This window comes from Bacillus sp. AFS037270, assembly GCF_002585305.1.
Window position 1 is genome coordinate 44760 of sequence record NZ_NUNF01000008.1, and the last position, 13569, is coordinate 58328.

Below are 13569 nucleotides of genomic sequence, written 5' to 3' on the forward strand. Positions count from 1 at the left end.
ATTTCTTTTGTATTAATTGGGAGTTTAACAAAAGAAGGGAAGCGAAAGATCCGCTCCTTATTTTCCTCAAGAATTAATTAATATGTCATTACCGTTATTGTAAATTGGATAAATATCAGGATGAAGAAGATGTGCAATTTGCGCTAGCCCGTTCAACAACCGGGGGGATGGCCTGCAATAAAGAGGTTCATCGAGAATGTATAATTGATTATGTTGGACCGCATTCATTTGGTCCCAACCAGGACGTTTTAAAATTACCTTTGGATTTACTTTATTTTTATGAACGCCTACCCAAACGACACATATGACATCTGGATTTCGTAGCTTTACGTCTTCCCAACTCGTTTGGACGCTTGCTTCCGCCTGATCTTCAAAAACATTTTGTCCACCTGCAAGCCTGCTTACTTCTGTGAGCCAGTTCCCGGCACCTGGAGTAAAGATCGGCTTCGCCCACCACTCCCAATAAAGTGTTTTTTTTGTATCTACTCGATGGCTTAAAGAGTCGTAGTATGTAAGAATTCGAGTGAATTTTTCATACAGTTGTTTTGCTTTATCATAGGTCTTGGTTACTTTGCCGACAAACAAAAGACAGTCACCGACTTCTTGTAAGGTTTGTGGATTTGGAACAATTACATATGGGATATTGCGTTTTTCAAGTTCTTTAATATTTCTTTCCATTCCCGGAACGGAAAGGGAGGCTAAGACCAAATCAGGCTTTAAGTCTTCTACTTTGTCCATGTCTATTTCTAAATCTGGTCCGAGCCTTGGTAATCTATTGATTTCTTCAGGCCAATCAGAGAAATTATCTACGCCGATTAATGAGGCCGTTAACCCTAAATAGGCGATTAATTCGGTATTGCTGGGACAAATGGAAATCAGTTTCAACAAAATACCCCCCATCAAAACAATCTTCTAACTATTATTATAAAACCATTCTTTTTTATTACCAATTAACCGAGCCTTGATTTAAGGTATAAAAATAATTTCTGTAGATAACAGCGGCTGGTGGTACCGGCGGTGGTGGAATAAATGGAACTGCTATCGGTTTATACCACGGATTGTAGTAATGTAAATATATGTAATGATACATATAGATCAACCCTTCCATTTTAGTTACAGTAGACTATGAGAGCACACCCAATTACGATTGGATAAAAGCCTATTTTATGTCATATAAACATTTTTAGAAACAGGAGAACCGTCCCCGCGCTCCCCTTATTTATACTGGTCCAGCCTGTTGAAAAATTGGATTAGAAATTCATAGAAGTTCTTTTCGGCTGGTGCTAGGTCTCTGTGTTTTGGAATTATTACCCCGACTGTACGCATGGCCTTTGGTGTATCTATCGGTACTTTGACTGTGAATCGGGGAATAGAGTCATAGAAGGTGCTCTCCGGTAGTAGGCTAACGCCGATTCCTGCAGAAACAAGACCTTTTAATGCATCCATATCTTCTCCTTCGGACGTAATGTTTGGTTCAAACCCTGCCTCATGACAGGCCTCGACAGCAATTTTCCGAAGGACATATCCCTTTGGGAATAAAACAAAAGAATCTGTACGCAACTCACCTAAAGACAGACTTTTTCGTTCATTCAAGGGGTGATGATTAGGTAGCAAAGCCACGATATTTTCCATAAAAAGAATTTTAGCCTCTAAATCAGGATCCTTCATGGGGACAGGGCCGAGAAAGGCTAAATCGATTTCGCCGTTTTTCACCGCATCAATTAAGTAGGCATAAGAACCTTGACGTAAATGGAAGTTCACATTGGGTACATCCTTCTTATAAGCTGAAATAACAGTTGGGAGCCAATATCTGGCGAGACTTGTTGGATAACCAATTTTAATTGTTCCTGCTTGGGGATCTAGGTATTCGTCGACTTTTTCCTTTGCTTCATCCAGCGTCTTTAAGACACTTTTTACATATTGTAAAAAAATAGTTCCAATTTGTGTCACCTTAATATTTCTTCCGACCCGTTCTAACAGTTTAACCCCTAATTCCTCTTCTAGTTTTGTGATTTGATAGCTGACGGCTGATTGTGCAACGTTTAGATTTTCAGCAGCCTCTGTCACATGCTGCCGTTCCGCTACTTCAATAAAATATCGTAATTGACGAAGCTCCATTTAATGATTCTCCTTTATCCATATAAAAATCAGATTAATTTAATATAAATTATATATTGTTTGTATCATTAAGGTAACCTAAAATGAGTTTATATGCAATATTTCGACAATAATCAACAGGGAGAGATTTTATATGACGTATCATCAACTACCTAAAGCACAAGGTCTCTACCGTCCTGAATTTGAACATGATGCCTGTGGAATTGGCTTATATGCACACATCAAAGGAAATGCCACGCATGATATTGTGGCTAAAGGACTAAAAATGCTTTGTCAATTGGATCATCGCGGCGGACAGGGGAGTGACCCGCTAACAGGCGATGGCGCGGGACTTATGGTTCAAATCCCGGATTTATTTTTCCGCCAAGAATGTTCAACTATGAACTTACCTGAACAAGGGAAATACGGCGTGGGGATGTTGTTCTTCTCAAAGGATGATGCGCAACGGGAAAAAATAGAAACCTATATTAATAAATTGGTCGAACAAGAGGGGCAAACGGTGCTTGGCTGGAGAACAGTTCCTGTCAATGCCGAAAATATCGGGGTAACAGCACAGGAAAGCTGTCCTGTCGTTCGCCAGTTGTTTGTTGGTGCCAACGAAAATAATACGGACTCGCTAGCATTTGAGCGAAAGTTGTACGTGATTCGTAAGCAGTCAGAAAATTGGGCAAAGGAATCCGAATACCGCTTCTATTTTGCTAGTTTTTCAAGCAGAACTATTGTTTACAAAGGACTATTAACACCTGAGCAAGTTGATCAATTCTATTTGGATTTACAGGATGAGAATTTTGTTTCTGCGTTTGCTTTAGTGCACTCACGCTTTAGTACAAACACATTCCCAAGCTGGGAAAGAGCCCATCCTAACCGTTATTTAATCCACAATGGTGAAATTAATACCCTTCAGGGGAATATTCATTGGATGAAGGCCCGTGAAAGTCAATTCGTTTCTGAGGCGTTTGGATCCGATTTGGAAAAAGTACTGCCAATCCTTGATACCGATGGAAGTGATTCCTCTATTTTAGATAATGCACTTGAATTCTTGGTGCTTGCTGGAAGAAAACCAGCGCACGCAGCCATGATGCTTGTTCCTGAGCCATGGTCTGAAAATCCTCATATCACAGAGGAAAAGAGAGCTTTCTATGAATATCATAGTTCCTTAATGGAGCCTTGGGATGGTCCGTCTGCTATTTCTTTTACCGACGGAAAACAAATTGGCGCTATTTTGGATCGGAACGGTCTACGTCCGGCCCGTTACTACGTGACAGAAGATGATTACATTATTTTCTCATCAGAGGTTGGCGTCATCGATGTAGAGCCAGAAAAGGTGTTATACAAAGAGCGTTTGAGCCCAGGGAAAATGCTATTGATTGATTTAGAAGAAGGAAGAATTATTTCTGACGAGGAAATTAAATACCAGTTGGCAAACGAACAGCCATATCAGCAATGGCTAGACGAACAGCTTGTTCGCTTGGAAGAAAAAGTAGAAACTGAAGGAGAAGTTCCTGCAGATTTACTTACCCTCCAAAAAGCTTTCGGCTATACGTATGAAGATATTCAAAAATATATCCTTCCTGCTGTAAGTGAAGGCAAGGATCCGCTTGGTGCGATGGGAAATGATATGCCGCTTGCGGTATTGTCAGATCGTCCACAGAACTTATTTAACTACTTTAAGCAATTATTTGCCCAAGTAACTAATCCGCCGGTTGACTCTATTCGTGAAGCAATTGTTACTTCAACGATTTCTTATCTAGGAGCGGAAGGAAATCTACTACATCCATCAGCAGAAAATTGCCGTCGGATTCAGTTGGAGACACCAATCCTAGCAAACAGCCAGCTTGAAGAATTAAAGAATAGCGAAGCATTTAAGAGTAAAGTGATCGACATCTTGTTCACTGAGAATTTAGAGAACAGCTTGAATGAAGTTTGCCGTCAGGCAGACGAAGTGATTGCGGAAGGTACTAGTTTAATTATCCTGTCTGACCGTAACATGAGTGAAAATGAAGTGGCCATTCCTAGCGTTTTGGCAGCGAGCGCCCTTCATCAGCACTTGATTCGTGAAGGATTAAGAACGAAGGCTAGCATCATTGTTGAAACAGGGGAAGTAAGAGAAGTTCATCATTTCGCCGTTCTGCTTGGATATGGCGTTGATGCGATTAACCCTTATCTTGTATTCGCTACTTATCAGGAAGCTGTTCAGGAAGGAACTTTATCTTTCACGTATCAAGAAGCGGTTGAAAAATACTTGTACTCGATGACCGAGGGTGTTGTTAAGGTCATGTCGAAAATGGGTATATCAACGGTTCAAAGTTACCGTGGAGCGCAAATTTTTGAAGCAGTAGGGATTAGCTCTGATGTCATCGATCGTTACTTCACTGGAACCGTATCTCAGCTTGGCGGTATTGGTTTAGAAACCATCGCAGAAGAAGCGAAACTTCGCCATGCGGATGCGTTTAAGGAAACGACTGACAAAACATTAGAATCAGGAAGTAACTTCCAATGGAGACATGATGGTGAACACCATGCGTTCAATCCAGGCACTATCCATACTTTACAATGGGCTTGCCGCACTGGTGATTATGATCTATTTAAAAAATATTCAGACCTTGCGAATGAAGAAAGACTTGGCTTTTTACGCAACCTATTCTCCTTTAATGGTTCCAGACAAGCTGTGCCAATTGAAGAAGTAGAATCAGTTGATTCGATCGTCCGCCGCTTTAAAACAGGTGCGATGTCCTTTGGATCAATTAGTAAGGAAGCACATGAAACATTAGCGATTGCCATGAACCGTTTAGGGGGAAAAAGCAACTCGGGTGAAGGCGGGGAAGATGCAAGCCGCTTTGTATTAGATGAAAATGGTGACAACAGAGGAAGTAAGATCAAGCAGATTGCTTCCGGCCGTTTTGGTGTAAAGAGTCATTATCTAGTGAATGCCGAAGAGCTGCAAATTAAAATGGCACAAGGTGCAAAGCCTGGTGAAGGCGGTCAATTAATGGGTAAAAAGGTTTATCCATGGGTTGCCGACGTGCGTGGGGCAACACCTGGTGTAAGCTTAATTTCACCGCCGCCGCACCATGACATTTATTCCATCGAGGATTTGGCTCAGCTGATCCATGATTTGAAAAATGCCAATCGTGATGCCCGCATTAGCGTTAAGCTAGTTTCAAAAGGCGGCGTAGGAACCATCGCTGCCGGCGTAGCTAAAGCGGTAGCCGATGTAATTGTCATCAGTGGATACGATGGTGGAACGGGTGCATCACCGAAAACGAGCATTCAGCATGCCGGATTGCCTTGGGAGCTTGGATTAGCAGAGGCACACCAAACACTTATGTTAAATGGTTTGCGTGACCGCGTAGTACTTGAAACAGACGGTAAATTAATGACAGGTAAAGATGTTGTCATGGCAGCCTTACTAGGAGCAGAAGAATATGGCTTTGCTACTGCACCGCTTGTGGTTCTTGGCTGTGTGATGATGCGTGTTTGTCATTTAGATACTTGTCCAGTTGGTATTGCGACTCAAAACCCTGAGCTTCGTAGAAAGTTCACAGGCGAGGCCGATTATATTGTTAATTTTATGCGCTTTGTTGCACAAGAAGTACGTGAGATCATGGCAGAGCTTGGTTTTAGAACAGTTGAGGAAATGGTTGGCCGTACAGATGTTCTAGCTGTAAGTGAGCGTGCAAAAGCACATTGGAAGGCTCAGCATTTAGATTTAACTGCTTTACTTCACAAGCCTGAAGGAACGTGCACGTTTAAACGTCCGCAAAATCATAGAATTGACGAAACTCTTGATATCAAACACATTCTACCGGCTGTTCAACCAGCATTAGAGCAGGGAACACCTGTAGATGTTACTTTCCCAATTACAAACGTAAACCGTGTAGCTGGTACGATTGTCGGAAGTGAAATTTCTAAACGCTACGGTGAAGAAGGTCTTCCAGAGGATACGATTACTTTAAGGTTTACTGGTTCTGCGGGCCAAAGCTTTGGAGCCTTTGTACCAAAAGGCATGACTCTTGAGCTTACTGGAGACGTGAACGATTATGTTGGTAAAGGTCTGTCTGGCGGAAAAATAATCGTCAAAGCAGATAAACATACAAAGATCGCTTCAGGTGAAAATGTCATCGCCGGAAATGTCGCCTTTATCGGGGCAACAAGCGGTGAAGCATATATTAACGGCCGTGCTGGTGAACGTTTTGCCGTTCGTAACAGTGGGGTAAACGTTGTTGTTGAAGGAATTGGCGACCATGGCTGTGAATATATGACTGGCGGACGTGTGGTTATCTTAGGTGATGTTGGTAAAAACTTCGGAGCAGGTATGTCCGGCGGAATTGCCTATGTCTTAGCTGATGATAAGGATGCATTTAAGCATTTATGTAACCAAGAATTAATTGAATTTGAAACAGTATCAAATCCTGCCGATCAAGATGAGCTAAAACAGTTAATCGAGAACCATTTCGCGTTTACAGGAAGTGTGAAGGCGAGCTGTGTTCTAGAAAACTGGGAAGAGTGTGTCAGAAAATTTGTCAAAGTCATTCCAAAGGATTATAAACGGATGATCCAATTGATCGAGGAGCAAAAACTAGCAGGCTTATCGGAAGAAGAAGCTGTAATGAGTGCCTTTTTAGCGAATTCCGGAGCATTACCAAAACCATCTAAACAGCAGGAAGCTGCAATCCGCTAAGAAAGGGGAAAAGGAAAATGGGGAAAACAACTGGATTTATGGAATATGCTCGTGAAAAAGTCGGAGAAAGAGATCCTCTAACACGCCTAAACGACTGGAAAGAGCATAAAGTTCCTTTTTCTGATGAAAAGTTAAGTATACAGGGGGCGCGGTGCATGGACTGCGCCACTCCTTTCTGCCATATCGGCATGGAGATTCAAGGAGCCACATCTGGCTGTCCGATTCACAACCTCATTCCGGAGTGGAATGATCTGGTTTATCGTGGTCGCTGGAAAGAAGCACTTGATCGCCTGATGAAAACGAATAATTTCCCTGAGTTTACAGGACGGGTTTGTCCGGCTCCGTGTGAAGGTTCATGTACGGTAGCAATTTCCGACCCGGCCGTAACTATCAAGAATATTGAACAAGCGATTATTGATAAAGGTTTTGAAAACGGATGGATCACACCAAGGATTCCTACTTCACGGACTGGAAAAAAGGTAGCAATTATTGGTTCTGGCCCTGCAGGAATGGCTGCTGCTGATCAGCTAAATCAAGCAGGTCACTCAGTAACTGTTTTTGAGCGGGCAGACCGTCCTGGCGGCTTGTTGATGTATGGAATTCCGAACATGAAGCTTGAGAAAGAAGTCGTAGAACGACGGATTCGTTTATTGACTCAAGAAGGTATCGACTTCGTTACAAATACAGAAGTGGGCAAAGATATTACAGCTGCAGAACTTCAAGAACAGTTCGATGCCGTTATTCTTTGCACAGGTGCGCAAAAGCAGCGTGATTTAGTGATTGAAGGCCGTGAAGCAAAGGGCATTCACTTTGCGATGGACTATTTGACGCTAGCGACTAAAAGTCTACTAGATTCAAATTTTGAAGATGGTCAATTTATCGATGTAGAAGGCAAAGACGTCATCGTTATTGGTGGTGGAGATACAGGCGCCGACTGTGTGGCAACAGCGCTTCGTCAAAAATGTAACAGTGTTGTTCAATTTGGTAAGCATCCACAATTACCTGTTGAACGGACTTCTAATAATTTATGGCCAGCATATCCGAACGTTTTTACAATGGATTATGCATATAAGGAAGCTGAAGCAAAATTTGGGGAAGATCCTCGTCAATATTCCATTCAAACGAAGAAAATCGTTGCTGATGAGAATGGGAATCTGAAAGAGCTTCACACCATCCAAATGGAGAAACTTAAGGATGAAAATGGTCGTTATTATTTTAAAGAAATCCCAGGCACTGAAAAAGTATGGCCGGCACAGTTTGTGTTTATCGCGATTGGCTTTGAGGGAACAGAGCAGCCATTGTTGAACCAATTTGGTGTGAAAGCAGTTAACCAAAAGGTTCAAGCTTCATACGGTGAATTCAAAACCAACGTTGAGGGAGTTTTCGCTGCAGGCGATGCTAGAAGAGGACAAAGTCTTATCGTTTGGGCGATTAACGAAGGACGGGAAGTCGCACAAGAAGTCGACAAATACTTAATGGTTTAATAAATCCTTCTATTAATATTATTTAATAACTGCCGTAAGTATTTACGAGTCAGGGTACAGGTATCATCCAACAGGGGTGGTGCCTGTTTTTTTGGCGGAAACACTAATACTCATTAGAAAAATAATTTAAAAAGTTGCAATTATTTGACTGTTATTTAGGGTCGCTATATTATTTTAATTATGAGGTGAAGGATAATGGATTCACAGGATAGACTACTAGAACAATTTGTAGACTGTTTTCAAGCAATAGGCCGATTTATGAAACGTAATCAGTGGAGTCATCAAGAAACTGCAGAGATTACAAAGACCCAGTGGTTGATTTTACGATTCTTGAGTAAAAACGATGGCTGTACGATTGGACAGCTTGCAGAGCGGCTGGAAGTGCGTTCGAGTTCAATGTCTCAGATGATTGATCGATTAGAGTTAGCTGGAACCGTATTTCGCGAACCGGACAAGAATGATGCGAGAACTCGTATTGTCAAATTAACTGAGGCTGGTAGAGAGACTATTATGAGAATGAAAAATTCTCGAATGGAGATATTGTCAGGTCCGTTCAATCAACTCACACAAGAGGAACAGGAGACAATTGTCGAGTTATTGATAAAGATGGCCAGTGATTTAAAACCAAATGGTGATCTAGATGACCAGGAAGGGAAATAAATTTTTTTTGTGACTTTATATAGTTGCGATAATATTTAGGGTCGCTATATAAAATAAATTCTTAATTTTTCACACTGACGATGGTTTTATTAAGGAACCGAAGAGCTTATCGGGTCGATCGTTATTTAGTGAACCAAAAAATGAAAGGTGGTGGTTACCAAGGACTAAATATACCGATGGTTTCCATGTAAATAAAAATTTTTAATAGAATTAAAAATCAAAAGGAGGAAATTTCTTGAATAATATTCTAGAAGTCATTTGTTCTCGCCGTAATATAAAAAATTTCAAATCCGAACCTGTCAGCATGGAACTAATAACCAAATGGCTGCAAGCAGGCACTATGGCCCCCAATCATAAAATGACCGAACCATGGGAAGTGTACGTGCTTGGTGAGGAGACAAGAGCAAAACTAAATCACAAAACTAATTTCTGTCATGCGCCTGTGGTACTTGCTATTTTATCTAGACACGGCGCAACAGAAATAGAAACAGAAGAAAATGTCCTTGCTACCGCTTGCTTTGTCCAAAATTTTAATTTAGCTGCTTGGGCAGAAGGGGTTGGTACATTCTGGTCATCAATGGGAAATCATCAGAAAAACCGTGATATAATGGGTGTTTCTGATGATTATGATGTTATTGGAGTGTTTGGTGTCGGTTACCCAGCTGAAATAAATAAACCAAAAGAGAGAAAACCTATTCTAGATAAAATAAAGTACCTTCCATAAATAGAAAATTTAAGTAAAGTTCGTTGATTTTTGGTTTATTTGAAAAATATTCATCTGACAAGCATTGTTTAATATATAATCTAGCTGCATTTACTTGCGGCTTTTTTGTTATCAAATAAAACACACTACCTTTATCACCCTGAAAAGAAATTCTGCTGCATTACTCCACAGTTCCAGTTTGTTGAATTTCAACTTTAGCATGTACTAGAACTTTTACTCGGGGATACAGTAAATTCCATTTTTGTTCATTAAATCGACGATCATGTTCTTTATATTTTGCTCCCAAACCTAATGGGTCCACTTGATGTTTCTTAAAATGTGAAACAATTTTCAAGGAATTCTTCTCTAGTATTTGTTCAATTTGTTTTTGTATCTTTTGTTTATGAATAGGTACTCTTTGTTTCTTTGGAGAAGAAAACTCTTGAAGTCTAGTTCTCATTTTTAAGTAGACAGTAAATTCTGGTCTGCCTTTTATTATTTTCACTTTGTACTTTGCATTTGAATGAAGGATATCTAGAACGACCTTTTCACCATTATTTAAAATAAACTGGTGTAATGCATGTTTGTAGTTATCAACCAGTCCTTTGAATATGAAAAGATCGTCCATCGATAAAGAAGATACTAATTGATCATCTTTTAATATTGCCAACCCATTAATCTTGATCGATCCGTTTGCCTTTTTGATTAATGGCAAATAGGGATCCTGCCCTACTTGTGAAAATTGAAATAGGAAAGTGTGTAAATCAGTACGTGGAAGTTGTCCAGATTCCATATTTTGAACAAGCATTTCTTGTAAAAAGATGGAGATATTCTCTGTTTTATATTTTTCCGCACTTAATACATCAGTTGCATTGCCATCTACAATCGCCATTTGAACAAGGCTACCGATTGAGGGATCACGGTTTAAGGTGTCTACAAAATCATTAATCCCTTTTTTTGATAATTTTCTACCGTATAGAGCCAAACGGAGCTGCCCACTTTCCACTGGATATCTAGTTTCATTATTTATCATTGCACGAACCTCTTTGCTAGAATGCCCCGTGCTTATTTTGATTTCCGTAGTAGAAGATTTGTCCTTTTTAAAAATTGGAATGACGAGTGTCTCTTTTATTCTGTTGTGAGAAGCCAGATCAAAACCTATACCCTGTGACATGTTAATTTCATTTACAATTTTTTGGGGGATAAAACTACAACCTGTTAGGAATAACATCAAAAATATCCCAAGTAATGAACGATTAGCCATTGTTATTACCCCTTTTTAATATGGTAAAGATCAGAAGCAGAATAGGGATATAAACATAAAATAACCATAGGTTCATTTGAGTAACTATTTTATCTAAAATATCTTTATATGGATCCTTAATTAATAGACTTAGTAATACACTAAAAAGGCTAAGGACAAGTAAGGTAACTTTTTGCTTTTTATTGAAAACTTTTTTTAGACCTCTACTGGAACACCATAGTAAAAGCGCGATTAATGAGATAACGATTACTAAATACATCGAAATATATATGTACTCAAATCTTTCCAAGTAAGAAAATTTTATTATTTTTGTTAACGACAATTCTGGCCAAATGGTTGTTCCTAATTGTTTCTCACTATAAAAGGTAAAGGAAACTATAGCAGAAAGAGTATAAAGGAGGGTAGTAAATAAAGCACCCAAATGAGCATATTTTCTTGATGATTTTACATTTCTAATAAAAGGGTAAAACATAAGCAAAGTTTCCGTGCCTGCTAATGTATACATTGAGCTTTTAACAGCATCCACTAAATCCATAAAGGAATGATTCATAAAAGGTAGCAGATTAGAAAAGTGGGCCATTTTTATTGGAAAAACATACAGGGCGATCAGCCATATTTGTGGATAAATAAAGGATAATAACGAGATCCCAACGACGGCTCTAAAACCTCCAGATATACAATAATATACTAGTGCCAGGATTATGATAGACATGATCCATGCTGACAAACCAGGGTACATCCAGACTTGAATAATTTCTATATAACCAAGTAAAACAGATAAACTGGCTAACCAGTAATACAACATAATAACAAAACTTAAAATTTTGCCAATGATTTTACCAAAAACTATTGAATGAACATCCACGATGTCTCCATCTGCTTTTGCTAAAAGTTTAAACATAACCCAAATAAACAATTGAACTAAGCATCCAGCCAATATTACACCAATCCAGGCATCATAACCTGCTTTTTTAGTGATGGTTCTTTGAAAACTTAAAATTCCAACACCCACCTGTGAACTATAAATCGTAAAAAAGACTAGATAGGGAGAAATTTGATGCCTAATATTAACTTGCAATTAATTATCCCCCTTTTATTATTCATAAAAATCATTCAATGGCTCTTGGTTTATTTCATTTCCAGTCGATTTTTCCTTCTTTTGTGGTCTCAGAAATTGAGGTCTTTCCTTTTGCATGGAAAAAGGGAGCCTAACCCATAGATCTTGGAAGGCAGTTTTCCTTAATGGATACATACTTAAATATGGACGACCAAGTGAGGTTAGTCGCAGCAAATGTAAAGTAATAAATGATAATCCTGTAAACACCCCAAATAAACCTAACCATTGTGCAAGAATAATGAGAGGGAATTTAATAAACCTAATGGTGTTGCTAAATTTATAGACAGGTGCTATGTATGATGCTAAGGTTCCAAGTCCTACTAATATAAGCAAAACATTGCTTGTTAAACCTGCTTCAACCACTGCTTGACCGATAACAATACCACCAACGACGCCAAGTGACTGTCCGATTTTTGTTGGTAACCGAATTCCAGCTTCTTTGACCATTTCTATCATAATTTCTAAAATTAGTGCCTCTAAAAAGGGAGGGAATGGAACCGATACCCTTGAACCAACCAAGTTTTCTAATAATTTTGAGGGTATCAATTCATAATGATAGGTCAGAACCGCTACATATAAAGGACTGACTAGAGCAGCTAAGAAAGAAGAAATAAATCGTAATAAGCGAATAAAATTAGAAATAATCCACGTAAAACTATAATCCTCAATGGCAATAAAAGATTCAATGAAGGTAACAGGGAGTATAATAAGATTCGGTGAACCGTCTGCTGCAATGATAATTTTCCCTTCAGAAAGTCCTGCTGCAACCCGATCGGGCCTTTCAGTTGAAATTGATTGAGGAAATAAAGAGTGAGAATTATCCTCTATCATCGCCGCAATATAAGAACTGTCTAAAATTTGATCATATTGAACATCTTTAATACGTTGAACCACAGTGTTGACGTTTTCTGGATCAGCGATCCCATCCATATAAATAACCGCTACCCTAGTTTTTGACAGTTCTCCGACCTTTAACTCTTTTACTAGCAGGTCAGGAGCTGGCAATCTTTTTCGAATAAGATTTATGTTTGTGTCTAATTCTTCAATAAAACCAACTTGTGGACCTAATGCCGAAGATTCTATAGTTGGAATACCTACATCTCGAAACTTACTGTTTGCAATATTAATTAATAAAATTTCTTGATTATAATTATCCTTTTGAACAGCTATATATCCATTTAAAAGCTTTTGAATGATTTGAGATTTATCATTTATAATAGATATCTCTTGTACGGGTATTTTGCTTTTCAATTCTTCGAGTGATAGCTGTTCTTGTAAATATGGCAAAACATCTTTATGTAAAATGTCTGAGGATATAAGGGTACGAAAGTAGGAAAGCCAGAATGGATCTTTATCTATTATCGAGGTATGCTCATGAACAAAGTCATTGGATTTAGATAAGCGTTCAACCCAGTTTTGTTCTTCAGAATCTTGAAATCCCTGTTCCTTATCGTTGTTTGGTGACTTCATCGGTATCCCTCAAATGAATTTTTTCTCATTATGTGTAAAATGGGGAAATTTATGCGAATTAACAACTATTAT

General features: G+C 39.1%; 9 protein-coding genes. 4 read left to right on the top strand and 5 right to left on the bottom strand.

Annotation, left to right across the window (positions count from 1 at the left end; all coding sequences use genetic code 11):
* Positions 1-66: 66 nt before the first annotated feature.
* Positions 67-885 (bottom strand): cobalamin-binding protein, encoded by an 819-nt coding sequence (locus COD92_RS03420; RefSeq protein WP_098527120.1) that lies wholly within the window; start codon positions 883-885, stop codon positions 67-69.
* Between the two features lie 330 nt (positions 886-1215).
* The gene (gltC, locus tag COD92_RS03425) at positions 1216-2118 is read right to left on the bottom strand and encodes a glutamate biosynthesis transcriptional regulator GltC (RefSeq protein WP_098527121.1); all 903 of its coding nucleotides are present in this window, start codon (positions 2116-2118) and stop codon (positions 1216-1218) included.
* A gap of 133 nt (positions 2119-2251) precedes the next feature.
* Here gltC and gltB point away from each other — a divergent pair, with 133 nt between their 5' ends.
* The 4 genes from gltB (at position 2252) to COD92_RS03445 (ending at position 9667) form a co-directional block, all read left to right on the top strand.
* Positions 2252-6799 (top strand): glutamate synthase large subunit, encoded by a 4548-nt coding sequence (gene gltB / locus COD92_RS03430; RefSeq protein ID WP_098995900.1) that lies wholly within the window; start codon positions 2252-2254, stop codon positions 6797-6799.
* Between the two features lie 17 nt (positions 6800-6816).
* Positions 6817-8283, top strand: coding sequence for a glutamate synthase small subunit (gltD, locus tag COD92_RS03435; RefSeq protein ID WP_098527123.1), 1467 nt, complete (start codon positions 6817-6819; stop codon positions 8281-8283).
* A gap of 195 nt (positions 8284-8478) precedes the next feature.
* Entirely contained in the window at positions 8479-8943 is a 465-nt protein-coding gene (locus COD92_RS03440; protein ID WP_098527124.1) for a MarR family winged helix-turn-helix transcriptional regulator, read from the top strand.
* Positions 8944-9178: 235 nt separating this feature from the next.
* Positions 9179-9667 (top strand): nitroreductase family protein, encoded by a 489-nt coding sequence (locus COD92_RS03445; RefSeq protein WP_255286479.1) that lies wholly within the window; start codon positions 9179-9181, stop codon positions 9665-9667.
* A gap of 160 nt (positions 9668-9827) precedes the next feature.
* Here COD92_RS03445 and COD92_RS03450 read toward each other — a convergent pair whose 3' ends face one another.
* Genes COD92_RS03450 through COD92_RS03460 form a run of 3 tightly spaced genes read right to left on the bottom strand, consistent with a single transcriptional unit; the run spans position 9828 to position 13497 of the window.
* Positions 9828-10910: a Ger(x)C family spore germination protein gene (locus COD92_RS03450; protein ID WP_098527125.1), complete on the bottom strand. Its 1083-nt coding sequence runs from the start codon at positions 10908-10910 to the stop codon at positions 9828-9830.
* Positions 10903-11988, bottom strand: a complete 1086-nt coding sequence (locus tag COD92_RS03455) for a GerAB/ArcD/ProY family transporter (RefSeq protein ID WP_098527126.1) — start codon at positions 11986-11988, stop codon at positions 10903-10905. Before COD92_RS03455 ends, COD92_RS03450 begins: the two co-directional genes overlap by 8 nt.
* Positions 11989-12006: 18 nt before the next feature.
* Positions 12007-13497 (bottom strand): spore germination protein, encoded by a 1491-nt coding sequence (locus COD92_RS03460; protein ID WP_098527127.1) that lies wholly within the window; start codon positions 13495-13497, stop codon positions 12007-12009.
* Positions 13498-13569: the final 72 nt, after the last annotated feature.